Source organism: Phenylobacterium sp. VNQ135, from assembly GCF_049445735.1.
Lineage (GTDB): Bacteria > Pseudomonadota > Alphaproteobacteria > Caulobacterales > Caulobacteraceae > Phenylobacterium.
In genome coordinates this window covers 421500-446535 of the sequence record NZ_JBMSDS010000002.1, presented here as the reverse complement: position 1 = coordinate 446535, position 25036 = coordinate 421500, and the positions used below count along the sequence as shown (strand labels likewise).

The 25036-nt window shown below is 70.1% G+C and carries 26 protein-coding genes; 13 read left to right on the top strand and 13 right to left on the bottom strand.

Annotated features, from left to right (window positions below):
• Nucleotides 1–103: 103 nt before the first annotated feature.
• Nucleotides 104–1507: a transcription termination factor Rho gene (gene rho / locus ACO2Q0_RS07980; RefSeq protein ID WP_423350962.1), complete on the top strand. Its 1404-nt coding sequence runs from the start codon at nucleotides 104–106 to the stop codon at nucleotides 1505–1507.
• Nucleotides 1508–1650: 143 nt separating this feature from the next.
• On the opposite strand, the gene ACO2Q0_RS07975 is transcribed toward rho, so the two are convergent.
• Nucleotides 1651–2619: a quinone oxidoreductase family protein gene (locus tag ACO2Q0_RS07975; RefSeq protein WP_423350961.1), complete on the bottom strand. Its 969-nt coding sequence runs from the start codon at nucleotides 2617–2619 to the stop codon at nucleotides 1651–1653.
• Entirely contained in the window at nucleotides 2619–3311 is a 693-nt protein-coding gene (locus tag ACO2Q0_RS07970) for a dienelactone hydrolase family protein (RefSeq protein ID WP_423350960.1), read from the bottom strand. Before ACO2Q0_RS07970 ends, ACO2Q0_RS07975 begins: the two co-directional genes overlap by 1 nt.
• A 99-nt stretch (nucleotides 3312–3410) precedes the next feature.
• Between ACO2Q0_RS07970 and ACO2Q0_RS07965 the strand changes: the two genes are divergently transcribed.
• The 6 genes from ACO2Q0_RS07965 (at nucleotide 3411) to ACO2Q0_RS07940 (ending at nucleotide 9381) form a co-directional block, all read left to right on the top strand.
• Nucleotides 3411–3653, top strand: coding sequence for a DUF6489 family protein (locus ACO2Q0_RS07965; protein WP_423350959.1), 243 nt, complete (start codon nucleotides 3411–3413; stop codon nucleotides 3651–3653).
• The gene (gene mnmE / locus ACO2Q0_RS07960; RefSeq protein WP_423350958.1) at nucleotides 3650–4987 is read left to right on the top strand and encodes a tRNA uridine-5-carboxymethylaminomethyl(34) synthesis GTPase MnmE; all 1338 of its coding nucleotides are present in this window, start codon (nucleotides 3650–3652) and stop codon (nucleotides 4985–4987) included. The genes ACO2Q0_RS07965 and mnmE overlap by 4 nt, the downstream gene beginning before the upstream one ends.
• Before the next feature lie 89 nt (nucleotides 4988–5076).
• On the top strand, nucleotides 5077–6921 hold the full coding sequence (gene mnmG / locus ACO2Q0_RS07955) for a tRNA uridine-5-carboxymethylaminomethyl(34) synthesis enzyme MnmG (protein ID WP_423351585.1): 1845 nt from the start codon (nucleotides 5077–5079) through the stop codon (nucleotides 6919–6921).
• Nucleotides 6922–7048: 127 nt separating this feature from the next.
• The gene (rsmG, locus tag ACO2Q0_RS07950; RefSeq protein WP_423350957.1) at nucleotides 7049–7693 is read left to right on the top strand and encodes a 16S rRNA (guanine(527)-N(7))-methyltransferase RsmG; all 645 of its coding nucleotides are present in this window, start codon (nucleotides 7049–7051) and stop codon (nucleotides 7691–7693) included.
• Nucleotides 7677–8504, top strand: coding sequence for a ParA family protein (locus tag ACO2Q0_RS07945; protein WP_423350956.1), 828 nt, complete (start codon nucleotides 7677–7679; stop codon nucleotides 8502–8504). Before rsmG ends, ACO2Q0_RS07945 begins: the two co-directional genes overlap by 17 nt.
• Nucleotides 8505–8508: 4 nt before the next feature.
• Nucleotides 8509–9381, top strand: a complete 873-nt coding sequence (locus ACO2Q0_RS07940; RefSeq protein ID WP_423350955.1) for a ParB/RepB/Spo0J family partition protein — start codon at nucleotides 8509–8511, stop codon at nucleotides 9379–9381.
• Between the two features lie 141 nt (nucleotides 9382–9522).
• On the opposite strand, the gene holA is transcribed toward ACO2Q0_RS07940, so the two are convergent.
• From holA to ACO2Q0_RS07920, 4 genes are all read right to left on the bottom strand, one after another.
• A complete protein-coding gene (gene holA, locus ACO2Q0_RS07935; RefSeq protein WP_423350954.1) occupies nucleotides 9523–10575 on the bottom strand; it encodes a DNA polymerase III subunit delta in 1053 nt (350 codons plus the stop codon).
• 4 nt (nucleotides 10576–10579) lie between these two features.
• A complete protein-coding gene (gene lptE / locus ACO2Q0_RS07930; protein WP_423350953.1) occupies nucleotides 10580–11092 on the bottom strand; it encodes an LPS assembly lipoprotein LptE in 513 nt (170 codons plus the stop codon).
• Entirely contained in the window at nucleotides 11089–13683 is a 2595-nt protein-coding gene (gene leuS / locus ACO2Q0_RS07925) for a leucine--tRNA ligase (RefSeq protein ID WP_423350952.1), read from the bottom strand. Before leuS ends, lptE begins: the two co-directional genes overlap by 4 nt.
• An 85-nt stretch (nucleotides 13684–13768) precedes the next feature.
• Nucleotides 13769–14233 (bottom strand): DUF3576 domain-containing protein, encoded by a 465-nt coding sequence (locus ACO2Q0_RS07920; protein WP_423351584.1) that lies wholly within the window; start codon nucleotides 14231–14233, stop codon nucleotides 13769–13771.
• 266 nt (nucleotides 14234–14499) lie between these two features.
• Between ACO2Q0_RS07920 and ACO2Q0_RS07915 the strand changes: the two genes are divergently transcribed.
• Complete coding sequence (locus ACO2Q0_RS07915) at nucleotides 14500–14880, top strand: NtrZ family periplasmic regulatory protein (RefSeq protein ID WP_423350951.1); 381 nt, start codon at nucleotides 14500–14502, stop codon at nucleotides 14878–14880.
• Here ACO2Q0_RS07915 and ACO2Q0_RS07910 read toward each other — a convergent pair.
• Nucleotides 14877–15344 (bottom strand): thiamine phosphate synthase, encoded by a 468-nt coding sequence (locus tag ACO2Q0_RS07910; RefSeq protein ID WP_423351583.1) that lies wholly within the window; start codon nucleotides 15342–15344, stop codon nucleotides 14877–14879. The genes ACO2Q0_RS07915 and ACO2Q0_RS07910 overlap by 4 nt on opposite strands.
• 136 nt (nucleotides 15345–15480) lie before the next feature.
• On the opposite strand from ACO2Q0_RS07910, the gene ACO2Q0_RS07905 reads away from it, so the two are divergent.
• Entirely contained in the window at nucleotides 15481–16146 is a 666-nt protein-coding gene (locus ACO2Q0_RS07905) for a YggS family pyridoxal phosphate-dependent enzyme (RefSeq protein WP_423350950.1), read from the top strand.
• Here ACO2Q0_RS07905 and ACO2Q0_RS07900 read toward each other — a convergent pair.
• The 3 genes from ACO2Q0_RS07900 to ACO2Q0_RS07890 are packed head-to-tail and all read right to left on the bottom strand — an operon-like array spanning nucleotide 16143 to nucleotide 18481.
• The gene (locus tag ACO2Q0_RS07900; RefSeq protein ID WP_423350949.1) at nucleotides 16143–17282 is read right to left on the bottom strand and encodes a hypothetical protein; all 1140 of its coding nucleotides are present in this window, start codon (nucleotides 17280–17282) and stop codon (nucleotides 16143–16145) included. The genes ACO2Q0_RS07905 and ACO2Q0_RS07900 overlap by 4 nt on opposite strands.
• Nucleotides 17283–17288: 6 nt before the next feature.
• Nucleotides 17289–17978: a helix-turn-helix domain-containing protein gene (locus ACO2Q0_RS07895; RefSeq protein ID WP_423350948.1), complete on the bottom strand. Its 690-nt coding sequence runs from the start codon at nucleotides 17976–17978 to the stop codon at nucleotides 17289–17291.
• A complete protein-coding gene (locus ACO2Q0_RS07890; protein WP_423350947.1) occupies nucleotides 17975–18481 on the bottom strand; it encodes a L,D-transpeptidase family protein in 507 nt (168 codons plus the stop codon). The genes ACO2Q0_RS07895 and ACO2Q0_RS07890 overlap by 4 nt, the downstream gene beginning before the upstream one ends.
• A 47-nt stretch (nucleotides 18482–18528) precedes the next feature.
• Between ACO2Q0_RS07890 and ACO2Q0_RS07885 the strand changes: the two genes are divergently transcribed.
• Nucleotides 18529–19212 carry a response regulator transcription factor gene (locus ACO2Q0_RS07885; protein ID WP_423350946.1) on the top strand — a complete coding sequence of 228 codons (684 nt, stop codon included), beginning with the start codon at nucleotides 18529–18531 and terminating at the stop codon, nucleotides 19210–19212.
• A gap of 123 nt (nucleotides 19213–19335) precedes the next feature.
• On the opposite strand, the gene ACO2Q0_RS07880 is transcribed toward ACO2Q0_RS07885, so the two are convergent.
• A complete protein-coding gene (locus ACO2Q0_RS07880) occupies nucleotides 19336–20142 on the bottom strand; it encodes an exodeoxyribonuclease III (RefSeq protein ID WP_423350945.1) in 807 nt (268 codons plus the stop codon).
• A 229-nt stretch (nucleotides 20143–20371) separates the two neighbouring features.
• Nucleotides 20372–21010, bottom strand: a complete 639-nt coding sequence (locus ACO2Q0_RS07875) for a LolA family protein (RefSeq protein ID WP_423350944.1) — start codon at nucleotides 21008–21010, stop codon at nucleotides 20372–20374.
• Between the two features lie 104 nt (nucleotides 21011–21114).
• Here ACO2Q0_RS07875 and ACO2Q0_RS07870 point away from each other — a divergent pair, with 104 nt between their 5' ends.
• The gene (locus ACO2Q0_RS07870) at nucleotides 21115–21369 is read left to right on the top strand and encodes a UvrB/UvrC motif-containing protein (RefSeq protein ID WP_423350943.1); all 255 of its coding nucleotides are present in this window, start codon (nucleotides 21115–21117) and stop codon (nucleotides 21367–21369) included.
• A 17-nt stretch (nucleotides 21370–21386) separates the two neighbouring features.
• Here the strand turns inward: ACO2Q0_RS07870 and ACO2Q0_RS07865 are convergent, their stop codons facing one another.
• Nucleotides 21387–23780: a DNA translocase FtsK 4TM domain-containing protein gene (locus ACO2Q0_RS07865; RefSeq protein ID WP_423350942.1), complete on the bottom strand. Its 2394-nt coding sequence runs from the start codon at nucleotides 23778–23780 to the stop codon at nucleotides 21387–21389.
• A 142-nt stretch (nucleotides 23781–23922) separates the two neighbouring features.
• Between ACO2Q0_RS07865 and ACO2Q0_RS07860 the strand changes: the two genes are divergently transcribed.
• Together ACO2Q0_RS07860 and ACO2Q0_RS07855 are read left to right on the top strand one after the other, a co-directional pair.
• Nucleotides 23923–24342: a hypothetical protein gene (locus ACO2Q0_RS07860; RefSeq protein ID WP_423350941.1), complete on the top strand. Its 420-nt coding sequence runs from the start codon at nucleotides 23923–23925 to the stop codon at nucleotides 24340–24342.
• A 78-nt stretch (nucleotides 24343–24420) separates the two neighbouring features.
• Nucleotides 24421–24912: a hypothetical protein gene (locus ACO2Q0_RS07855; RefSeq protein ID WP_423350940.1), complete on the top strand. Its 492-nt coding sequence runs from the start codon at nucleotides 24421–24423 to the stop codon at nucleotides 24910–24912.
• Nucleotides 24913–25036 lie beyond the last annotated feature (124 nt).

Below are 25036 nucleotides of genomic sequence, written 5' to 3'. Positions count from 1 at the left end.
CGGCGACCGACAGGCCGCCTACACGTTTCCCCAAGCTGCGCCAGGACTCCGTCCTGCTGCGGCTGAATTGCTAAGTAGATTCAACATGCAAGACGATAACGAAATGCCCGAAACCGAAGCGCTGGACGCCGAGGTCGCCGAGACGCCGTCGGCCGACGCCCAGGCTGAAGAGGCCGTGGTGGCGGAGATCGAAGCCGACGACGAGCCTAGCGAGGCCGCCAAGGCGATCGCCGCCATGGGCCTGTCGCAGATGAGCCTCCAGGAGCTGAAGGACAAGTCGCCGGCCGACCTGCTCGCCTTCGCCGAGCAGCTGGAGGTCGAGAACGCGAACTCCATGCGCAAGCAGGACATGATGTTCGCGATCCTGAAGACCCTCGCCGAGGAAGGCGTGGAGATCTCGGGCTCGGGCACGCTTGAAGTGGTGCAGGACGGCTTCGGCTTCCTGCGCTCGCCGGAAGCGAACTATCTCCCCGGCCCCGACGACATCTACGTCAGCCCCTCGCAGATCCGGAAGTTTGGCCTGCGCACCGGCGACTCGGTGGTCGGCGCCGTGCGCGCGCCGCGTGAGGGCGAACGCTACTTTGCGCTGGTCGCCGTCACCCAGATCAACTTCGAGACGCCGGAAAGCGTCCGGCACAAGGTCCTGTTCGACAACCTGACGCCGCTCTATCCCGACGAGCGGCTGAAGATGGAGATCGACGATCCGACCCTGAAGGACCGATCCGGCCGGGTCATCGACATCGTGGCGCCGCTCGGCAAGGGCCAGCGCTGCCTGATCACCGCCCCGCCGCGCGTCGGCAAGACGGTGATGCTGCAGAACATCGCCAAGTCGATCGAGACCAATCACCCCGAGTGCTACCTGATCGTCCTCCTGATCGACGAGCGCCCGGAAGAAGTCACCGATATGCAGCGCACGGTGAAGGGCGAGGTGATCTCCTCCACCTTCGACGAGCCGGCGACGCGTCACGTCCAGGTGGCCGAGATGGTCATCGAGAAGGCCAAGCGCCTGGTCGAGCACAAGCGCGACGTCGTCATCCTGCTGGACTCCGTGACCCGCCTGGGCCGCGCCTACAACACCGTGGTGCCGTCCTCGGGCAAGGTGCTGACCGGCGGCGTCGACGCCAACGCCCTGCAGCGGCCGAAGCGCTTCTTCGGCGCAGCCCGGAACATCGAGGAAGGCGGCTCGCTGACGATCATTGCCACGGCCCTGATCGACACCGGCAGCCGGATGGACGAAGTCATCTTCGAAGAGTTCAAGGGCACCGGTAACTCGGAAATCGTGCTGGACCGCAAGGTCGCCGACAAGCGGATCTATCCCGCCATCGACGTGCTCAAGTCCGGCACGCGGAAGGAGGAGCTGATCACGCCGAAGGAGCACCTCCAGAAGACCTACATCCTCCGCCGCATCCTGAACCCGATGGGCGCCCAGGACGCAATCGAGTTCCTGCTCGACAAGCTGCGGCAGTCGAAGAACAACGACGACTTCTTCCAGTCTATGAACACCTAGACTTCGGCTCTAGGGAAAGTTCAGTGTTTTCAGGGGCTTCGGGAAACTGGAGCCCCTTCGCTTTGTGAAATCGGCTCTGTCGCGAAATTAACCCCGCCTGCCGTGCGGGAGTGCGTCTCCCTGCGCGACAGGCGAGGTTGTAATCAGGGGATCAGCAGGCTGGCGCCGACCGTCTCCCGGGCCTCGAGCGCCTCGTGGGCGCGCCGGGCGTCGGCAAGCGGGAAGGTCTGTCCGATCTCGATCTTGACCTGGCCCGAGCCGATCATCTCGAACAGGGCCGCGGCGCTGGCGTCGAGCTCCTCGGTCGTGGCGATGAAGTCGAACAGGGTCGGACGGGTGAAGACCAGCGAGCCGCCGCGCATCAGCCGGATCGGGTCGACCGCCGGCGCAGGGCCCGACGCGTTGCCGAACGCAACGAACCAGCCGCGACGGGCGAGGCTGCCGAGCGTACCCTCGAAGGTATCCTTGCCGACGGAATCGTAGGCGACGGGCACGCCCTTGCCGCCGGTGATCCCGCGGACCTCGGCAGCCACGTCCTGCTCGCGGTAGAGGATGACGTGGTCGGCGCCCAGCTCGCGCGCCCGGGCGGCCTTCGCATCCGAGCCGACGGTGGCGATCACCTCGGCGCCGATGGCCTTCAGCCACTGGACCATGATCTGGCCGACGCCGCCGGCCGCGGCGTGAACCAGGACGGTCTGACCGGCCTGCACCGGGTAGCACCGGCGGATGAAGGCTTCGACCGTCATACCCTTCAGCAGGCTTGCCGCGGCGGTGTGCGCATCCACGCCGTCCGGGACCCTCACCACCCGATCGGCGGCCACGACGTTCGCTTCGGCATAGCCGCCGAAGCCTCCGGAGTAGGCGACCCGGTCGCCGGCCTTGAAGCGGGTGACGCCTTCGCCCACGGCCTCGACCACGCCGGCGGCCTCGCCGCCGGGGGTCGTCGGCAGCTTCACGGGGTAGAGGCCGCTGCGATGATAGGTGTCGATGAAGTTGATGCCGATCGCCTCATGGCGGATCAGCACCTGGCCGGCGGCGGGAACCGGCGTCTCCACCTCCACCAGCTCCAGAACCTCGGGGCTGCCGGTGCGGGCGAACTGGACGGCGCGCATCAGAGGTTGGCCTTGAAGAAGGCGGCGGTGCGGGCGTTGGCCTGACCCGCGTCCGCCTCGTGGTAGTGCTCGCCGCCCTTGCGGGCGAAGGCGTGGTCACGCCCCGGATAGGTGTGCAGTTCGACCTGCGGATGGTGCGCGAGCGCCTGAAGTATGACCGCCTGGGCCTCCTTGGGCACGAACTGGTCCGCCTCGGCGATGTGGATCAGCAGCGGCCGGGTCAGCTTCTCGGCCTCGCCGACGCGGTTCTCGATACCCACGCCGTAGTAGGAAACCGAGGCGTCGGCGTCGGTCCGGGCAGCGGTGAGGAAGGCCAGCAGCCCGCCGAGGCAGAAGCCCACCGCGCCGACCTTGCCGTTGCACTGGGGATCGGCCCGGACGGCCTTGATGGTGGCGGCGATGTCCTTGACGCCCTGGTCGACGTCAAAGGCGTTGAACAGTTCGAAGGCCTTCTTCCACTCGGCTTCCGACTGGTCGGTGATGTCGATGCCGGGCTCGATGCGCCAGAAGAGGTCGGGGCAGATCGCCAGATAGCCCTGGGCGGCGAAGTCGTCGGCGATGTCGCGCATCACCTTGTTCACGCCGAAGATCTCCTGGATCACGACGATGGCCGGCGCGTTCTCGGCTGCAGGCCTCGCCACATAGGCGCTGAATTCGCCGTCGGCGGTGGTGATGGTCGTGCGCTCGCCCATGGACATGGTCTCCCGTATGCAAAGCCCTTCGGCCAAGGGTACTAGCGTGTCAGGGCCCCCCGCGGCCATATGGAACTCCAAGTACGAGGGCATGACGCCATGAAGATGACGATCGAGGTGGACTGCACCCCGGAGGAGGCCCGCCGGTTTCTCGGCCTGCCGGATGTGAGCGGCCTGAACGACCACCTGGTTCAGGAGATGAGCAAGCGCATCGACGCCAACGTCTCGCTGCTGTCGCCGGAAGAGTTCATGAAGAACTGGATGACCTTCGGCGCCGGCGCCCAGGAGCAGTTCCGCAAGATGATGGAAGCGGGCCTCGGCGGGTCCTCGCCCAAGGAATGACCGACACGATCTTCGCGCCGGCGACCGCCGCCGGCCGCGCGGCGGTCGCGGTCGTCCGTGTGTCGGGGCCGGAGGCCCGACGCGCTGTCGAGGATCTGTCGGGGAACGTGCCAGAGGCGCGGCGGGCCGCTGTGCGGCGGCTGCGGGACAGCCAGGGCCGCGACATCGATAAGGCGCTGGTGCTCTTCTTCGAGGGGCCGGCCAGCTACACGGGCGAGGACAGCGCCGAGTTCCATGTGCACGGCGGGACCGCGGTGGTCGGCGCGTTGCTCGAGGCGCTGGCGGCGCTGGGGCTGCGGCTGGCGGAGCCGGGCGAGTTCACCCGGCGGGCGTTCGAGAATGGAAAGCTCGATCTCGCCCAGGCCGAGGGCGTGGCCGACCTGATCGACGCGGAGACCGAACAGCAGCGCCGCCAGGCGCTGGAGCAGCTGGGCGGCCGGCTGTCAGGCGTGCAAGCGCGCTGGAGCGACGCCCTGACCGAGGCGCTGGCGATGTTCGAGGCGGCGGTCGACTTCCCCGACGAGGAGGTGCCGGCCGATGTGGCGTCGCGCGCCCGCCCGGTGCTGGAAGCCCTCGTCCGCGACATCGAAAAGAACATCCTCGACGCCGAGCGCGGCGAGCGGGTCCGGGAGGGCTATCGGATCGCGCTGATGGGCGCGCCGAACGCGGGAAAGAGCACATTGCTGAACGCGCTGGTCGAGCGCGAGGCGGCGATCGTGACGCCGCATGCCGGAACCACCCGGGACGTGATCGAGGTCCCGCTGGTGTTGGGCGGATACAAGGTCCTGCTCGCCGACACCGCCGGCATCCGCGACACCGAGGAGGCGATCGAGGCCGAGGGCGTCCGGCGGGCGAGGGCCTGGGCCGAGAGCGCGGACCTTAGGCTGTGGCTGGTGGATGGCTCGGCCGACGAGCTGCCCGGTCTTCCTGACGAGGTGGGCGAGGGGGACATCTGTCTCATCACCAAGCGAGACCGGCCGGTGGGTCGCGCCGGGGCCTGGGCGGCGGAGGTCGCGCGGCGGATGGGGTTGCCCTCGGCGGAAGTCACGGCCAGGGGCCCCAGCGACATGGCGTGGCTGCGCCGGCTGCTGACCGAGCGGGTCACCGAAGCCCTGGGCGGCGCTGAGCCGCCCGCCGCGACTCGGCTCAGGCATAAGCAACTGCTGACCGAGGCGGCCGAGCGTCTTCGCCATGCGCTCGCGCAGGACGAGCAGCTGGAACTGGCGGCCGAGGATGTCCGGCTGGCGGCGCGTGCGTTGGACCGGATCACGGGTCGCATCGACCCGGAGGCGGTTCTGGGACGGATCTTCTCGACCTTCTGCATCGGCAAATGACCGCGTGTTTCACGTGAAACAGGGCAGCGGCCGCCCGCGGCGACGTTTCACGTGAAACACGGCCGGCCTTCCACTATATGAGCGGCCTCATGTGGGACGTCATCGTCATTGGCGGCGGACACGCCGGTTGCGAGGCCGCGGCGGCCTCGGCGCGCTTCGGCGCGCGCACGCTGCTGCTCACCCATAAGGTCGAGACGATCGGCGAGATGAGCTGCAACCCGGCTATCGGCGGGCTGGGCAAGGGGCATCTGGTCCGCGAGATCGACGCGCTCGACGGCCTCATGGGTCGGCTGGCCGACCGGGCCGGCATCCAGTTCCGCATGCTGAACCGGTCCAAGGGCGCAGCCGTCCGCGGACCTCGCTCGCAGATCGACCGCAGGCTCTATCGTGAGGCGATGCAGGCCGAGCTCGCGGCGACGCCCAACCTGACCATCAAGGCCGAGGCGGTCGAAGACCTGCTGGTCGACGGCGGCCGGGTGACCGGCGTCGTTGGCGCGAGCGGGGAGACCTATGACGCCGGCCGCGTGGTGCTGACCACGGGCACCTTCCTCAAGGGCGTCATCCATCAGGGCGAGACGCGCATTCCGGCCGGGCGGATCGGCGACGCGCCGGCCATCGGCCTGTCGGACCGGCTGTACGGCCTGGGCCTCAACATGGGTCGCCTGAAGACCGGGACGCCCGCGCGGCTGGACGGTTCGACCATCGCCTGGGACCGGCTGGAGATGCAGGCGGCGGACGAGGAGCCGATCCCGTTCTCCTTCCTGACGGACGCCATCACCGTCCCGCAGATCGAATGCGGCATCACCTATACGACGGAAGAGACCCACCGGATCATCGCCGAGCGGCTTGGAGAGAGCGCCGTCTATGGCGGCCGCGTCTCGGGGCGCGGCCCACGCTATTGCCCGTCGATCGAGGACAAGGTCGTCCGCTTCCGCGACAAGACCAGCCACCAGATCTTCCTGGAGCCGGAGGGGCTCGACGACACGACCGTCTATCCGAACGGCATATCGACCTCGGTCTCCACCGAGACCCAGGACCTGTTCCTGCGCACCATCCCCGGCCTGGAGCAGGTGGCGGTGAAACGCCACGGCTATGCGATCGAGTACGATTACGTCGATCCGCGCGAGCTCTATCCGACGCTCGAGGTCAAGCGTCTGCCGGGCCTCTATCTGGCCGGCCAGATCAACGGCACCACGGGTTATGAGGAAGCCGGCGCCCAGGGCCTCGTCGCCGGGCTCAACGCCGCCCGGGCGGCGGGCGACGCCCAGCCGGCGCAGTTCGCCCGCGACGAAGCCTATATCGGCGTGCTGATCGACGACCTCGTCACGCGCGGCGTCACCGAGCCCTATCGGATGTTCACCAGCCGGGCCGAGTTCCGGCTAAGCCTGCGCGCCGACAATGCCGACCAGCGGCTTACCGCCAAAGGCATCGACCTGGGCGTGGTCGGCGCGGAGCGGGCGGGGGTGTTTCACGTGAAACAGCGCGCCCTCGCCGACGCCCGCCGATTGGCGTCCGAGCTCCGGCTGACGCCCCAGGAGGCCCAGAGGGCCGGCCTTCCGGTGAAGGCGGACGGCCAGCGGCGCGACCTCCTGCAGCTTCTCGCCTATCCGACCATTAGCTTCGAAGATCTCGCGCGGATCTGGCCGCAGATCGGCGGCTGGTCTCCGGCAGTCCGCGAGCAGGTGGAGATCGACGCCGCCTATGCCGGCTATCTCGACCGCCAGGCGGCCGACGCCGAAGCCTTCCGAAAGGACGAGGACCTGCGCCTGCCGGGCGATCTGGACTATGCGGCCATCGGCGGGCTGTCGAACGAGGTCCGGGAAAAGCTGGCCGCCGTCCGCCCACTCACGCTTGGGCAGGCCGGCCGGATCGAGGGCGTCACGCCGGGCGCCCTGACGGCGCTGCTGGCGCATGTGCGTCGGCGCGCGGCTTGAGCATGAGAAACGCCCCCTCCGTCAGCTTCGCTGACACCTCCCCCGCTTCGCAGGGGAGGAGCGGCGCTCCCCCTACCTACTCCTCCCCCGCGCGGCGGGGGAGGTGGCCCGAAGGGTCGGAGGGGGCGTGAGCCAAGTCACCGACGCCGCATCGTTCGCGGCGGCCACCGGGGCCAGCGCGGCTCAGGTCGCCGACCTGACGCGCTTCCTGGAGATGCTGTCCGCCGGCAATGAGGTCATGAACCTCGTCGGCCCGAAGACGATCCCTGACTTCTGGAACCGCCACGCCTGGGACAGCGCCCAGCTCCTGAAGTTCGCGCCTGACGCTCTCGTCTGGGCCGATCTCGGGGCCGGCGCCGGATTCCCGGGTCTGGTCCTAGCGATCCTGGGCAAGGGGCGCGACGGCTTCCACGTCCACCTCGTGGAGAGCATGGCCAAGCGTTGCCGCTTCCTCGACGACGTGGTCCGCGATCTCGATCTGCCCGCAACCGTTCACAACGAGAGGGCGGAAAACCTCGACTTGGCTGTGGACATCGTCACGGCCCGGGCTTGTGCGCCGCTCGTCCGCCTGTTGGGGTACGCGCGCCCCTATCTGAAGGTTGGCGCGACGGGCCTCTTCCTGAAGGGACAAGATGTAGCGGCCGAGATGAGCAAGGCCGCCAGATCTTGGGAATTCGAGGCGGATGTCATACCGTCGAAGAGTGACGAACGGGGCCGCATCGTGCGGGTGAAGAGCCTTGGAAGGGAGCGCGGCCGTGGCCGTAAAGTCTGACCGGGCGCTGCGGGTCCTCGTGGTCGCCAACCAGAAGGGCGGCGTGGGCAAGACCACGACGGCGATCAACCTGGGCACGGCCCTGGCCGCGGTCGGGGAGAAGGTGCTGCTGGTCGACTCCGATCCGCAGGGGAACGCCTCCACCGGGCTGGGCGTCGGGCGGGCCCAGCGCAAGCACACCCTCTACGACGTCCTGATGGGCGAGAAGCCCGTCCTGGACGCGGTCGTGAAGACCTCAGTGCCGGGGCTGGACCTCGTCCCGGCCGACCCGGACCTCTCCGGCGTGGAGCTGGAGCTCGGCCAGCAGGCGCGGCGCTCGTTCAAGCTGCGGGACGCCCTGTCGCCGGTCCGCGAGAGCGGCGCCTATACCTATGTGCTGATCGACTGCCCGCCGTCGCTTAACCTCCTGACGGTCAACGCCATGGCGGCGGCCGACGCCGTGCTGGTGCCGCTGCAGTGCGAGTTCTTCGCCCTTGAGGGCCTGACGCAGCTGATGCGCACCGTCGACCTGGTGCGGGGCAGCCTCAATCCGGCGCTGGAGATCCAGGGCGTCATCCTGACGATGTACGACCGGCGCAACTCGCTGTCGGAACAGGTGGCGGGCGACGTCCGCGCCCACTTCGGCGACACGGTCTACCAGACGGTGATCCCGCGGAACGTGCGGGTCTCGGAGGCGCCGTCGTTCGGAAAGCCGGCGCTGGTCTATGACCTGAAGTGCGCCGGCAGCCAGGCCTATCTGAAGCTCGCGCGCGAGGTTGTCCTGCGCGAGCGGGAGCGCCGGAAGAAGGCGCAAGCGGAAGCGGTGAGCTGAGACGATGGCGGAGAAGCGTGGACTTGGGCGCGGCCTTTCGGCCCTGCTGGGCGAGGCCGAGGAGATCGAGCATGCGGCCGATCCGCAGGCCGGCGTCCGCGAGATCCCGATCGAGCTGATCCACCGCAACCCGGACCAGCCGCGCCAGCACTTCGCCGACGCCGAGATCGCCGAGCTGGAGGCCTCGATCCGCGAGCGCGGCGTGCTGCAGCCGATCCTGGTGCGGCCGTCGCCGAAGACGCCGGGCGAGTTCGAGATCGTGGCCGGCGAGCGGCGCTGGCGCGCGAGCCAGAAGGCGGGGCTCCACGCGATCCCGGCCCTGGTGCGCAACGTCGACGACAACCTGTCGTTCGAGATCGCCGTGGTCGAGAACGTCCAGCGCGCAGACCTCAACGCCATGGAAGAGGCGCGCGCCTACCAGGCGCTGATGGGCCGGATGGCCTACACCCAGGAACAGGCCGCCGAGCGCGTGGGCAAGAGCCGCAGCCACGTGGCCAACACCATGCGCCTGCTGCAGCTCCCCGAGGCGGTGCAGCAATATGTGGTGACGGGCAAGCTCACCGCCGGCCACGCGCGGGCGCTGCTGACGTCGGACAATCCCCAGGCGCTGGCGGAGCAGATCATCGACAAGGGTCTGTCGGTGCGCGACGCCGAGGCCCTGGCCAGGCCTGCGGCCGCCGGCGGGGAGGGCGCCAAGAAGGCCAGCGGGCCGAAGCGGCCGAAGGACGCGGACACCGAAGCTCTTGAGGCAGAGCTTGAAGATGTTCTGGGGATGGCTGTCGATATCGCCGACCGCGGCGGCGTCGGCGAGATCAGAATTCGCTACGCGAGCCTCGAACAGCTGGACGAGATCTGTCGTCGCCTCAATCGACGTTAGAAGGGGAACGTCATCCCGGACGGCCACAGGCCGATCCGAGACCCAGGGCCGCCGCACTGCATAGCCTCCTGGGTCCCGGTCTTCGGCTGCGCCGAAACCGGGATGACACATCAGGTCTGCGAACAATACAAGAACGTGAACTCAGAGCCCTAGTCTTCTTGCCCGGCCGGCCACGGTGAGCGCCAGGCGTTCGGCGATGAGGCGGTCAGGGCTGCCGGTGGTCTTGCAGGCCTTGTCGGCGGCCAGCACCTCGGGCTGGATCCGGTCCAGGTCCTCGAGGGTCCAGGCGCGGGCCTGGCGGAGGAACTCGCGCTCCTGCTTCCAGAACACGCCTGAGGCCTTGGCGGCCTCCTGCAGGCCGGCGCCGGCCTTGGCGAGCGTAAGCGTGCGCCGGAGCTTGCCGAGGTGCATGCCGATGGCGCGGACGGCGGCGGGGCCGCCCTCGCCCTCCTGGGCGGCGCGGCGCAGGCCGGCCTGCGCATCGGCCAGGCGGCCGCCGAAGGCGTCGGCGGCGGCGTCGAACAGGGAGGCCTCGGGCTCGACGCCCAGGAACGGCTCCAGGTCGGCGGGCGTGGCGGTGACGCCGCTGCCCGGGCCGAGGAACAGCGCCAGCCGCTCGATCTCCTGCTTGGCGACGCCGCGCTCCTTGGGCAGGCGCTGCACGAAGAGCTGCAGGGCGTCGTTGTTGAGGGACACCTGGTCCCGGGCCAGCAGTTCGCGAACGAGGCGGGCGACGTCGCCGGGCTCGTCCTCGTAGCAGGGGATGGTGGCGCAGGCGGGCGCCTTCTCGCCAGTCTTCCGCAGCGCCGAGCTGCGCTCGAGATTGCCTGCCTCGATCAGGAAGAAGGCGTCGGGGTTCAGTTCGCCGGCGGCGTGCCGCTCGAGCGCCTCGGCCACCGCCTTGTCGACGGCCGGCTTCTCGTTGGAGAGCCGCAGCCGCACCAACCGGCGTCCGCCCATCAGCGACTGGGCCGCCAGTTCGCCTTCGAGCCTCGGCGGATCGTCGGCCACGTCGGCTTCGGTGAGGATGGCCACGTCGAACGGATCGTCCGGGTTCGGAACGATCCGGGCCGCGAGCGCATGGCCGCGGTCGCGCACGACCCCGAGGTCGCGCCCGTAGATCAAGGCCGCGCGGATGTTGGCGTCAGGCGACTTTAGGAAGCGCTCGACGTCGGGACGGCGCTTGAGCTCCAAGGGGTCAGCCCTTCTTCGCCCCGTTGGCGAGCCAGACGGCGAGCTCCAGCTCGATGCGCCGGGCGGCCTCGGCCGCGGCGCGGTCCTGCGCGTCCTGCTGGGCCGCGATCGAGGCGTAGGGCTGGTCGGCGGAATCGTAGGTGAGCTCCACCCGCACGCGGCCACGCTTGGCGATCGCGCCCGAGGGCTGCGACTTCAGCACATAGTCGGCGGTCAGCACGTATTCGTAGCGCGTGGCCACGTTGTCGATCCGCACGCCGCGCGGGTAGCGCGCTTCGCCGAGGGCGAGCTGCATGGTGTAGGCCGTCGGCGCGCCCCGGCTCTTGGCGAAGGCGTCGTCCAGGTGCTGGCGCATCAGGAAGCCGGTGCGCCCTTCAGGAGCCTCGACGTCGATCGCGGCCAGCGCCCGGCCAGCCCCAGCCTCGCCGTAGAGCGGGGTGAAGCCGGCGCAGCCCGCGAGGCCCGTCGAGAGCGCGGCGGCGGAGAGCGTCAGGGCGAGGAGCGCAGCCTTGGTCATGCCGCCACGATATTCACGATCCGATCCTTGACCACAATGATCTTGCGGATCGTGAGGCCTTCCAGGCGGGCGGTGATGTCGGGATCGGCAAGCACGATCTTCTCCACCTCGGCCGGTTCGGCGCCAGCCGGCGCCGAAATCTCGCCGCGGCGCTTGCCGTTCACCTGCACGGGCAGGACCTTCACCGTGTCCTCGGTGAGGGCGGGGTCGAACTCGGGCCAGGGCGCGTCGACCACCAGGCCCTCGCCGCCGACGTGGGCCCAGCATTCCTCGGCCAGGTGCGGCGTGAAGGGCGCGATCAGCCGGGCGAAGGCCTGCAGCGCCTCGTGGCGGGCGGCCAGCAGGACCGGGTCGCCGTCGATCACCGGGGCGGCATTGAGCACGTTCAGGAATTCGTACAGCCGGGCGATGCCCGAGTTGAACCGGAAGGCCTCGATGGCCTCGGTCACCGCCTTGACGGTGCGGTGGGTCTGGCGGCGCAGCTCGCGGGCGATCTCGGTGTCGTCGGCCTGGAAGTCCTTCCAGTCGATGCCGCCGGCCGGATGGGCCTCGAACTCGTCCCACACGCGGTTGACGAAGCGCCAGGCGCCCTGGACGCCGCTGGTCGACCACTGGAAGTCGCGCTCGGGCGGGCTGTCGGACAGCACGAAGAGACGGGCGGCGTCGACGCCGTAGACCTCGAAGATCTCCTCCGGGGCCACCGTGTTCTTCCTGGACTTCGACATCTTCTCGACGTCGCCGATGCTCACCGGCTGGCCGCCGTCGACCAGCTGGGCGCGTCGGGTCTTTCCCTCGACCACCACCTCGACGGCGCTGGGCTCGATCCACTCGCCGTTCTGCCGGCGGTAGGTCTCGTGCGTGACCATGCCTTGCGTGAACAGGCCGGCGAACGGCTCGCGCACGCTGAGCGCGCCCTCGTCGGCCAGGGCCTTGGTGATGAAGCGCGCGTACAGCAGGTGCAGCACGGCGTGCTCGATGCCGCCGATGTACTGGTCGACGGGCAGCCAGTAGTCGGCGGCGGCCTTGTCGATCGGCTCGTCCGCGTGTGGATTGGCAAAGCGGGCGAAGTACCAGGAGCTGTCCACGAAGGTGTCCAGCGTGTCGGTCTCACGCGTTGCGGGGCCGCCGCAGTCGGGGCAGGTCGTGTGCTTCCACGTCGGATGACGATCCAGCGCATTGCCCGACTTGCCGAACTCGATGTCGGCCGGGTGCGTCACCGGCAGCTGGTCCTTCGGCACGGCGACGACGCCGCACTTGCCGCAGTGGACGAACGGGATCGGGCAGCCCCAGGCGCGCTGGCGCGACACGCCCCAGTCGCGCAGGCGATAGACCGTCGCGCCCTGGCCGTCGCCCTGCTGTTCGATGCGGCCCACGGCGGCGGACTTGGCCGCTTCGATGTCGAGGCCGTCCAGGAAGCCGGAGTTGTAGATCGTGCCGGGGCCGACGTAGGCCTCATCACCCACGTCGAAGGTCGCCGGATCCTCGCCGGGGGGCAGGACCACCGGCTTCACCGGCAGGCCGTACTTGCGGGCGAAGTCCAGGTCGCGCTGGTCATGGGCCGGGCAGGCGAAGATCGCGCCCGTGCCGTAGTCCATCAGGATGAAGTTGGCGATCCAGACCGGCAGCTCCCAGTTCGGGTCGAACGGGTGCTTCACCTTCAGGCCGGTGTCGTAGCCGATCTTCTCGGCCGTCTCGATCTCGGCTTCGGAGACCGCGCCCTTGCGGGCCTCGGCGATGAAGGCGGCGGCCTTCGGGTCCTGGGCGGCGATCATCTCGGCGAGCGGATGGTCGGGGGCGACGCCCACGAAGCTCGCGCCGTACAGGGTGTCGGGCCGGGTGGTGTAGACCTCGAGGCCGTCGGCATGGCCCTGCGGCGCCTCGCCGGCGAAGCGGAACCGGAAGCGGCAGCCCTTGGAGCGGCCGATCCAGTTCTCCTGCATCGTGCGGACCTTGTCCGGCCAGCGGTCCAGGGTCTCCAGGTCGTCGACCAGCTGGTCGGCGTACTGGGTGATCTTCAGGAACCACTGGGCCAGCTTGCGCTTCTCGACCGGCGCGCCCGAGCGCCAGCCCTTGCCGTCGACGACCTGCTCGTTGGCCAGCACCGTCTGGTCGACGGGGTCCCAGTTGACGACGCTTTCCTTGCGATAGACGAGGCCGCGCTCGAACAGCTCGATGAACCAGGCCTGCTGCTTGCCGTAGTACTCGACGTCGCAGGTGGCGAACTCGCGGGACCAGTCGATCGCCAGGCCCAGCTCCTTCAGCTCGGCGCGCATGCGGGCGATGTTGTCGTAGGTCCAGGCCTTGGGGTCGACGCCGCGCTCCATGGCGGCGTTCTCGGCCGGCAGGCCGAAGGCGTCCCAGCCCATGGGGTGCAGCACCGAGAAGCCCCGGGCGCGCTTGAAGCGGGCGATGACGTCGCCCAGCGCGTAGTTGCGGACGTGGCCCATGTGCAGGCGCCCCGACGGGTACGGGAACATCTCCAGCACGTAGTACTTGGGCCTGGACCGGTCCTCGACGGCGCGGAACGCGTCGGCGTCGTCCCAGCGCTGACGCCACTTGGGTTCGGTCTCTTTGGGATTGTAGCGGGCCATGACGGGCCTTTGGACCGGAGTTGGGGCCTTGGTCAACGGCCCGCGTCAGTCGGCGCCCGCGACCTCCGAACGAAGGGGGCTGGGATCAGCCCCGGATGTTCGAAAGTCGAAGCTGGCGGGCACGCGACAGGATGGCGTTCTCCAGGTCCGCCTCGGTCTGGCCGGCGGCGGGCTGGTCGACCCAGTTCCCGGCGGCGTCGCGGGCCTGCTTGAAGACGGCCACGTTCAGGCCGTCGGCGCGCAGGCGCGAGTCCAGGATGTAGACCGTGCACTTGAAGCGCTCGTTCGGCGTCTCGGGGTTCACGTACCAGTCGGTGATGATCACGCCGCCGTACGGGTCGGCCGAGGCCAGCGGCATGAACGACAGGGTGTCGAGCGTCGCGCGCCACAGGTAGCCGTTCACGGAAATGGCGGCGTTGGACGGGGTTTCGACCCGGTCGCCGCCGGTGAAGGGCAGTCGGGGGGTCGAGCAGGCGGCCAGGCCCGTCACGGCGAACGCCGCCGCGCCGATCATCAGGCCACGCTTCCACTCACCGCGCACAAACGGCATATGCATCCGTCTCCAAAGATCATTCCGCGACGCGAGCGCCACGGCGCCGCCCCGCGCCGCGCCCTCTATAACAACGCCGTCATCGGCGCCAAACAGGAATCGCGTGGCGGCTCTGCCACATCCGGCGGCGATTCGCCTGGACCGGGACCTTCCGGCCGAAGAGTCGGTTGACCTGTTCCGTTGGGTTTCTCTAATCGGCCCCAAGACCGCGAGCCTCTGCTATGGCCGGGGATGCGGTGACGGGGCTTAGGGGCTATATGTTGCGTATGTCTGTCGGACGTACCGGTGCGATCATTGCGGTGGCGGCGCTTCTCGGCGCCGTGGCCGGCGGCGCGCACGCGGCCGACAAGGGCAAGCGCATCGACTTCACGGTCAAGTCCGAGCCCAGCGCCGCGCCCGGCGCCGGCCGGCTGATGCAGTACGACGCCAGCAAGGGCCGCTTCGGCCTGACCCTCGGCGTCAAGCAGTCGGACGAGCGCGAGACCACCGCCAACGACGTCCAGGCCGGCGCCTACTTCCGGATCACGCCCTCGCTGCGGGTCGGCGGCTCGGTGGCCCTGGGCGAGCAGGAACTGGCTCCGCGTCCCAACCAGGCGCGCCCGGCCGACGCGCCGAAGGTGCGGCTGGAGTCCAGCTTCAAGTTCTAGGGCGCGAGCCCTTCCACCGCTGCGAACCCGATGAGGCCCGCGTCGAGCAGACGGCGGGCGGTTTTGTCGTTCACGCCGCCCAACGCATAGGCGGGCCGGGCCGCGGTACGGACCAGCGCCGCAAGCCGGACGGGTCCGAGCGGGGCCCCGGCCGAGGCGCTGCGCGATGGGAAGGCGGCCGAGATCACCACCGCGTCGGGACCTGCCACCCTGGCGGCGGCCAGCGAATGCGCGGCGGCGGTGACGATCCAGCCCGGATGCGACCGCTTCAGCGTCTGGGCGCGATGGGCCAGCCGCTCGGGCAGGTGGACCCCGTCGGCGCCGATCCGCGCGGCGAGGCCGGCGTCCTGGCCGATCAGCAGATGCAGGCCCCGCCGGCGGGCGACAGCTCTCAGGCGCAGGGCGGTCGTCTCGGCGTCGGCGGCTCCAAAGCTGCGGTAGACGACGCCCGCGCCTCTCGGCAGCGCCTCGGCGGCGGCTACGGGATCGGGCGTGCGCTGCGGGTCGGTGAAGAACAGCAGGGCGGGCAGGGCCTTCCGCAGCCGCCTGCGGGCCGGTAAGAGCCGGGCGGTCCGCTGCAGGGTCCAGAACGCCTCCGAAATGACCGCGCCTCCCCAGTCCTTGGCCGCCTATGCCGACGTCGTGGCCCGGATCGCCCGCGCCGCGCAAGCCTGCGGCCGCGATCCGGCGGAGGTGACGCTGGTCGCCGTCTCCAAACAGCAGCCGTGGGAGGCGATCGAGCCGGTGCTCGCCGCCGGCCAGCGGGTGTTCGGCGAAAACCGCGTGCAGGAGGCGATGGCGCGGTGGGAGGGCAAGGCGAAGGGCCTGACCCTCCACCTGATTGGCCCGCTGCAGTCCAACAAGGCCAAGGAGGCGGTGGCGTTCTTCGACGTCATCGAGAGCCTGGATCGCGACAAGCTTGCGCGCGCGCTGGCCGAGCAGGTCGAGAAGCAGGGCCGCGCGCCCAGGCTCTACGTCCAGGTGAACACCGGCGAGGAACCGCAGAAGGCGGGCGTGACGCCGGCCGAGGCCGACGCCTTCATCGCTGCCTGCCGCAAGGACTATGGCTTCGATATCGAGGGCCTGATGTGCATCCCGCCGGCCGACGAGCCCGCGGGCCCGCATTTCGCGCTGCTCAGGAAGGTCGCCGAACGCAACGGGCTTGCGAAACTCTCCATGGGCATGAGCGACGACTTCGAGACGGCCATCCGCTTCGGCGCCACCAGCGTCCGGGTGGGCTCGGCAGTCTTCGGCGCGCGGCTCTAGGCCTTACGGCGCGGCCAGAGCCGGTCGGGCGGGGTTTTCGTCACCTGGCCCGCGAAGGCGCGGATGCGGTCGGGCGACAGCTTGCCGGCCTTCACCGCCTGGCCCATCCACGCCTCGATGTTCCCGCCTGTGCGGTCGTAACCCTCGGCCTTCAGCATGCCGTAGAGGGCGGCCGCCAGGACGTGCATGCCGTCGTCGGCGGTGGACCATCGCTCGGCGGGATCGCGGGCGACGCCCAGGCGCTCGGAGACGATCTGGTCCAGGGCCTCGACGGTGTCCTCGTCGAGGATGCCGTCCATGGAGTTGTAGCCGTAGCCGGGGTCGTGCTCCTTCAGCACCCGCCGCAGCAGCGGGTCCTTGTCCAGCACCGCGAGCGCCGCCTTGGCGGTCGGCCCTTCCATCGGGAACGGCGGGTGCAGCATCTCATGGGCGACGATGCGGACGACGGTCTCCACCGGGTAGTCGAAGTGCGAGAGCGAGCGCTGGCGGCCCATGCTGGCGGCGTGCGGCTTGGAGAACCAGAGCAGGACGACCCCGATCGTCGGATCGAGGCGGCGCCCGATCAGCCGCTCCTGCTCGGCGATGACGTCGTACTTCGCCAGGCCCGCCATCAGCTCAGGCGCGCGGGTCTTCAGCCGGTCCCCGACCAGGCCGTTTCGGAAGCCTGTTAAATCCGCCGCCTTGAGCTCCCGAAAGATCGTTCTCGCGTCGTCGCGGCCGCCGGTGAGGAAGGCCCAGCTCTGCTCGTCCCAGTGGCTGCTCGGCCTCAGCGCCGGCAGGACGCGGCCGTCGAGGTCCTCCAGCGAGGCCAGCAGATCGTCGATGGTGTCGGTGGGCCCGTAGGACAGCACGTTGGCCAGCGTCGGCCAGAGCAGCTTGCCGGTTTCGTCGGCCCGGGCCTGCAGCCGGTCGACGGCGGTGCGCAGGGCTGGCGTCACGCGCGGCGCGAAGGCGCCGATCTCGGCCTTGTAGCGCTCCGCGTACAGCGGCTTGCCCGAGAGAGGACCCAGGAAGGCGATGGCGTCGAAGCCTTCGGAGGTGGTGATCGTCCACCGGGTGCGGACACCCGACTGGGCGGAAGTCGGGGTCGCGAGGGGCAGGACGGCGGCGGCGGCGAGGAAGGCGCGTCTGTTCATGCGCCTTCAGATGGCGGGCGCGCTCGCTCCGGTCTTGAACGGATTTGACCTGCGCCAAGCGCCGGGCGGCCGGCCGCTGAGGGCCAACACCGCGCGAGTCATGTGCGCCTGGTCGGCAAATCCGGTCGCCTGCGCGATCTCGGCCAGTGGATGGTCGCCGGACAGGGCGGCGTGCAGGGCGTCCCGTGCGCGGACCTCGCGGCCGTAGGCCAAGGGCCCTGCGCCGAACACCTGGCGGAAGCCGCGCGCCACATGCTCGGCCGATAGGCCGTGGGCCCGGGCCCAGTCGCCGATCCGCACCGGCGCCTCGCGCAGCGCCTCGGCCAGCAGGTCGGGCCAGTCCATCGCGATCGCCGGCGCGGGCTGGTGCTGGGCGACCAGCAGGGCGACCGCCTCGCAGGTGTCGCGTCCGGCGGCGCGGGCGATCGCGTCGGCGTCGGCCACGGTCCCGAAGGCGGAAAGCGCGTCGCACGGCAGCGGCAGGTTCAGCACCAGGGCGCCGGCGGCTGGGGTCCGGTTCAGGTGCGCCTCGAAGGCGCCGTGCACGACCACGTCGCCGGGCCGCACGGCGCGCCGGCCATTGTCTCCGGCCTCCTCGTAGGTCCCCGAGAGCACGACGGCGGCGTAGCCGTGCTCGTGGCGATGTCTCGGCAGCTCGCCGCCCGGCACGGTCTGGCGGGGCGGCGGCAGGCTCACGCCTGGCGGATCTCCACGGCGTCGCCGGGCTGGGCCCTGGCGAGCAGGTCCTCGAGGTCGGCGCGTTCGATCGCGACGCAGCCCTCGGTCGGCGGGAAGCCCGGCCGGCAGAGGTGCAGGAAGATGCACGAGCCGAGGTCCGGAACCACGGGATCGTCATTGTGTCCCAGCACGACGACGATGTCGTACACGCCGTCGTCGCGCCACAGGCGCTCGGCGCTGGCCGGATAAGGCAGGTCGACGTGGCGGTTGTAGTTCGGGTCGGCCGGGTCGTCGCACCAGCCGTCGCTGTCCTTCATGGCGTGGACCCGCAGCTCGCAGGCCGGCGGCGGACCCCTGTCGGGGCGGTACCAGACCTCGCGGATCGGCCACACGCCCGCGGGCGAAGCGCCGTCGCCCTCACGCTTCTGGGCCGCCGGGACCACTCCAGCGGGTCCCAGGGCGCAGCGCACCCTACGGTCCCCCAGGTCCAGCCATCCGTCCGATGTCGCAACGAAGTTCAAACGCAAATCCTTTGCCCGACACACGACATATGGTGTTTGTTCTAACCATGGCTCAACGCAAGACCCTCCTCATCGTCGACGACGACCAGGACCTTCGCGGGGCGATCGCCGAGCAGCTTCAGGCGGAAGGCTTCGAAACCGTCGAGGCCTCTACGGCCGGCGAAGGCGTCCGGCTGGGCTCCGAGGCCAAGCCCGACCTGGTCCTGCTGGACGTCGACCTGCCCGACATGGACGGCCGCAATGCCTGCCGTCAGATGCGGAACAACGGCGTCGCCGCCCCGGTGATCATGCTGACCGCCGCCACCAGCGACGACGACACGGTCATGGGGCTCGAGGCCGGCGCCAACGACTATGTCGCCAAGCCCTACAAGTTCGCGGTCCTGCTCGCCCGCATCCGCGCCCAGTTGCGCAGCCACGAGCATTCGGAGGGCGCGGTCTTCCGGCTGGGCGCCTACGAGTTCCGTCCGGCCGCCAAGATGCTGGTCGACGAGAAGCAGAAGAAGATCCGCCTGACGGAGAAGGAGACCAACATCCTGAAGTACCTCTACCGGGCCGGCGAAAAGGCCGTCTCGCGTGAGGAGCTTCTGGCCGAGGTCTGGGGCTACAACGCCGGGGTCACGACGCACACGCTGGAGACGCACGTCTACCGGCTGCGGCAGAAGATCGAGCCCGATCCGGCCAACGCCCGCCTGCTGCTGACCGAAGCTGGCGGCTACAAGCTGGCGCCTTAGAGCGAGAAAATCCCGTCATCCCGGCCGCAGCGAAGCGGAGAGCCGGGACCCAGGACGACCGCACTGCAAGACCTCCTGGGTCCCGGATCGGCCTGCGGCCGTCCGGGATGACAGTTGTTTTCGCTATAGAACCAGGTCCGCGCTGACCGGCGCGTGGTCGCTGGGCCGTTCCCAGGCGCGGACATCCTCATGGACGCGGCTGGCGGCGGCGCCGAGCCGGAAGGCCGCGTCGCGCAGGCCCGGCGTCACCAGGATGTGGTCGAGCCGCAACCCCCGGTTCGAGACGCGGAAGTCGGCCGCGCGATAGCTCCACCAGGACGCCATCTTCACCGGCTCGGGCGTCGTCTCCCGAGGCAGGTCGATGAAGTCGAGCGAAGCCTTCAGCCTGGCGAAGGCCTCCACCTCCACCGGCGTGTGGCTGACGATCCTCGACATGTACTTGTGGTTCCAGACGTCGAACTCGCCGGGGGCGACGTTCAGGTCGCCGACCACGGCCAGCGGCTGGGCCTTGTCCCGCCTGGAGAGCTCGGCGGTGAGCTTCTCGTAGAAGTCCAGCTTGTGGTCGAACTTGGGGTTCTCGGCGCGGTCGGGGGTGTCGCCGCCGGCGGGGATGTAGAAGTTGTGGATCTCGACGCCGGCCACCTTGGCCCCGACGCAGCGGGCGTGGCCCTCGCGGCAGACGTCCAGCTTGGGCGCGTCCTCGATCGGCAGGCGGGAAGCGATGGCCACGCCGTGCCAGCCCTTCTGGCCGGCGATCCGCAGGTGCGGCAGGCCCATGTCCCTGAAGGCGTTCAGCGGGAACTCGCCCTCGCGGCACTTGATCTCCTGCAGGCACAGCACGTCGGGAGCCTGCTCCTGGACGAAGCGGGCGACCTGTTCGGCGCGCAGGCGGACGGAGTTGACGTTCCAGGTGCAGAGGCGAAGGCGCATGCCGCTCATTTAGGCTGCCGCGCCGAATTCGGGAACGCCGCAAAGAAACGCCCGGACGATGGCTAACGTCCGGGCGTTGAAAGTTGTCTCTCATGCCGCCGCCGGGAGGGGATAGGTTCCGGCACGGACACGCCTGCGCAGGACTGCGCGGGCGACGTAGTGGCACTATCGCAACAGTGTGACAGAAAGTCAAAGGCCGAAGAAATTGGCCTTGCCTGTGCTTAACAAATCACACCTTGCCGCGACCGACGTTCTTCGGGCGGGGGTCCTTGAGGACGAAAAGCGAGGGCGAGAGGCCCGAGGCGCGCTGTAGATTCTGCAGCTGCACGCGGGTCTGGCGGTTCTGGGCGTCGGTGATGGTCCAGCCGGTGAGGACCAGTTGGGGCGCCTCGCGGAAATTGAGCGTGATCTGGCCGGCGGTGCGCTTATTGCCGTCGCGGGCGGTGATGGAGAAGCCGTCGGCCATCCGCGAGACGCGGGTGATGGTGACGTCCTTGTCCAGGCGGATGTTCTTGGCCAGGAACACCGACAGCGGCGTCGCCGACAGCGGATAGCGGTCGAAGGTCTTGAGCCGCGTGTCCTGCACGGAAACCACGCCGCCGTCCGAAACCACCAGCAGGCCCGAGGGATCATCGTAGTCGAAGCGCGCCTTGCCGGGCCGCTTCAGGAACACTTCGCCGCCAATGGCGCGGCCCCGGGCGTCGGTCTGGACGAAGCGGGCGCGGGCCTCGGCGAGGCCCTGCAGATAGGCGGCGGCGCGGTCGACCAGCGCGCGGTCCGCGGGCGACAGGGCGGCCTGGGCAAGCGCGGGGCCGGCGAAGGCGCTCGCGATCAGCGCGAGGGTCAGGCTGCGGCGGTCGAGGGTCATTCCATACTCCATGCGCGGGCTTCCTATCGCGCGCAAGCGGCGGCAATAGGGCTCAAATGGGGAGGCCGAAGCAACGCTTCCGCGGATGAGGGTGTTCCGAGGCCATGGGCGCGATCGAGGACCTGGAGCGGCGGATGGCCGAGGCCGCGGAGGCCGGCGACTTCGAGACGGCCGGCCTGCTGCGCGACGCGATCGCCAGGCTGAAGAGCGGCGAGAGCAACCTGGTGGAGCAGCGGCCCGGCCGCATGGGCCTGGGGTCCAGCCAGGAGATGTACCGCCGCGACCCGAAGAAGCCCCTGCCGAAGAAGCCGGACCCGATGACCAGCGGCCACAAGCCGGGCGGGCGACGGAAGGGCTGACGGAACGACGCCGTGGGTTATGGCGCCGCGCTCGCCAGGATCTCGCGCTTGCCGGCGTGGTTGGCGGGGCCGACGACGCCCTCGTTCTCCATCCGCTCCATGATCGAGGCGGCGCGGTTGTAGCCGATCTGCAGGCGGCGCTGGATGTAGCTGGTCGACGCCTTGCCGTCGCGGGTGACGATGGCCACGGCGCGGTCGTAGAGGTCGTTGGCGTCGCCCGTGTCGCCGCCGAAGCCGAGGTTCGGACCTTCGTCGCTCTCCTCGTCGCCGCCGGCGGTGACCTCCTCGAGGTAGGCGGGCTGGCCCTGCTCGCGCAGGAAGCGGGCCACGGCCTCGACCTCGCCGTCGGAGACGAACGGCCCGTGCAGGCGGGTGATGCGGCCGCCGCCGGCCATGTAGAGCATGTCGCCCTGGCCCAGGAGCTGTTCGGCGCCCTGCTCGCCCAGGATGGTGCGGCTGTCGATCTTGGAGGTGACCTGGAAGCTGATCCGGGTGGGGAAGTTGGCCTTGATGGTGCCGGTGATGACGTCCACCGACGGCCGCTGGGTGGCCATGATCAGGTGGATGCCGGCGGCGCGCGCCATCTGGGCCAGACGCTGGACGGCGCCCTCGATGTCCTTGCCGGCGACCATCATCAGGTCGGCCACCTCGTCGATGATCACGACGAGGTAGGGCATGGGCTCGGGGACGATCTTCTCGGACTCGAAGATCGGACGGCCAGCGTCGTCGAAGCCGGTCTGGACGGTGCGCTCGAAGTGCTCGCCCCTGGCGACGGCCTCGCGGGCGCGCTCGTTGTATGAGGCGACGTTGCGGACGCCGATCTTGGACATCCGGCGGTAGCGATCCTCCATCTCGCGCACGGTCCACTTCAGCGCGACGATGGCCTTCTTCGGATCGGTGACCACGGGCGCCAGCAAGTGCGGGATGCCGTCGTAGACGGAAAGCTCCAGCATCTTCGGGTCGATCATGATCAGGCGGCACTGTTCGGGCGGCAGCCGGTAGAGGATCGACAGGATCATGGCGTTGACGCCCACCGACTTGCCCGAGCCGGTGGTGCCGGCGATCAGCAGGTGGGGCATCTTGGCCAGGTCGGCGATGTAGGGCTCGCCGCCGATGGTCTCGCCCAGGACGACGGGCAGCGACTGGCCGCCACGCTCGTACTCGGGCGCGGCCAGCAGTTCGCGCAGATAGACGGTCTCGCGGCGCTGGTTCGGCAGCTCGATGCCGATGGCGTTGCGGCCCGAGACCACCGAGACGCGGCAGGCGGCGACGCTCATCGAGCGCGCGATGTCGTCGGCCAGCGCCACGACGCGCGCGGATTTCACGCCGGCGGCCGGCACCAGCTCGTACAGGGTGACCACCGGGCCCGGGCGGATCTGGTCCACCTGCCCGCGGACGCCGAACTCGGCCAGCACGCTCTCCAGCAGCTGCGCGTTCTGGCGCAGCGCGCCTTCGTCGAACTGGGCGGCCCGAGCGGGCGCCTTGGCCAGCATGGACAGCTCGGGCAGCTTGAAGCCGCCGGGCTGGACGAACTCGAAGGTGGCCTGGGCCTCCTTCTGCTCGCGGACGCTCTCCTTGGGCGGCGCCTTGGGCGCCTTGACCTTGGGCTCGGCGCCCGAGGCGATCGGGGCGGCGACGACGGGGGCGCCCGCGGCGGGCGCCTCGTCGGCGTCGAACGGGACCTCGTCGGGCAGCACGCTGTCCAGCGGACGGCGGCGCGCGGCGCGGGCTGGCTTCTCCGGCTTCTCGGGCCGGGCGGCCTTGAGCCTGGGCTGGAAGGCGCCCGCCACGGCCTGGCTCGCCGCGGCGCCCAGCGCGCGGAGGTCGAGACGCGAGAGGCCAATGGCGTAGCCGTAGGCGACGAGGCCCAGCGTCGCCAGCACCGCGCCGGCGATCAGCTGGCCGAGCGGCAGGCGGGCATAGGCCGCGAGCCCGGCAAGGCCTGTCAGCAGGGCGTCGCCCCAGAACCCACCCAGGCCCTTGGCCAGCGGCCAGGCGGCCGGCGGGGCGGGGAAGGCCAGGGCGCCGGCCAGGGTGAGCACGCCCACCGTTCCCACGAGGGCGCGGATGCGCAGGCGAAGCCGGCTGGCGTCCGGCGTCGGGTCGGCCACGCGGGCCAGGCCGAGCACCACAACCAGCAGGGCGAGAAGGCCCGCGGCGACGCCCAGCGACTGGACGCCGATGTCGGCGATCACCGCGCCCGCGGCGCCCAGGGCGTTCGTCGGCGCCTGGGCCCCGGCGGCGTTCAGGCTGGGGTCGGCGGCGTTGTAGGTGGCGAAGGCGATGCCCAGGATCACGCCCGCCGCCGCGGTCAGCCCGCCGCGCAGGCGCGCCGTGTTGGGATGAGACCACACGAGCCTGGCGATATGGAGCGCAAGCTCCATGCCGGTCTTCCGCGCCGCCCGCGCCATGCCTTCGAAACCCCTGGTCGAACCTTCGCCTGAAGTCCCTGTTTGGCCGCGCGCGGGTTAATGGGCGTTTACCAAGAGACGCCTCACGCGGCGCCCGCTTGCCGCTTCCGTCCGGGCGGCCCGCGCATTAGGGTCGCGCGCCATGACCTGGACCATGCCCCGCCCCGTCCTGCAGCTCGTCGCCGTCCTGATCGGCGCGGCGGCGCTGGGCGCTTTCGCCATCGGCGTCTTCACGGCGGACGCTCCGGCCCGCCTGCCTGGCGAACGGCGCGAGGCGGGCGACTACGGCCAGGCCCTCGAGGCGCAGGAAGCCGTGCCGCTGGCCCAGGAGCGGATCGAAGGCCCGCCGCCGCCGCCGGAGCTGACGCCCGAGGAGAAGGCCAGGCAGGAAGCCGAGAAGAAGGCGCGCGAGGAGGAGGCCAGGCTCAAGGCCGAGGCCGCCGCCCAGGGGACGCCGCAGCCCGGCGCGCCCGCCGTCCCGGGCGATCAGATCGGCGACGTCCTGGAAAAGGCGCGGCCGGCCCAGCCGACCCAGCCGCCGCCGGAAGAGCCGCTGTTCTAGGTTTGCCGCAGATCAAGGCGGAACCCACGGCCAAGCTGCACGTCTAGGGCTGGACGCCCCCCTAGCCGGCGAGCCGCCATGACCGCGCCTGCCATGAAGCCGATGACGTTCCGCCGCCTCACGCCCGGCGAGCGCGGACTCGCGGCCGAGATGTTCGGCCATGGCCTGGACGCGAGCCGGGTGCGGCTGTTCGCCATCCCGATCTGGAACCGGGCGTTCGTCGCGGGCCCCGGCCTGATCGTCTGGCCGGCCGCCGCCGCGCGCCCGGACTTCGCCGCCGCCGACACCCCGCTGCCCGTGCAGGCGGTTTTCGTCCACGAGCTGACCCACGTCTGGCAGGCGCAGCACGGCGTCTCCCTGCTGCGCGCGAAACTGAAGGCCGGCGACGGCGCCGCCGCCTACGCCTACGACCTCAGCGCCGGGCCGGCCTTCACCGACCTGAACATCGAGCAGCAGGCCATGGTGGTGGAGCACGCCTTTCTGGCGTCGCGCGGGGCCCGCACGCCGCACCCGGCGGAACTCTATGCGAACGCCCGTTCGAACTGGCGCCCCGATGCGGGGCACGGTTGAGCCATGTCCTTGACCGCATTAGGGACATTCCCCTTGCAGGGGGCCCATCTTTCCCCATATCCGCTGGCGACGCTGGTTCCCGAGAGCGCAAAGCTTGAAGGGCCGGCCGAGAACCTGATCGAAC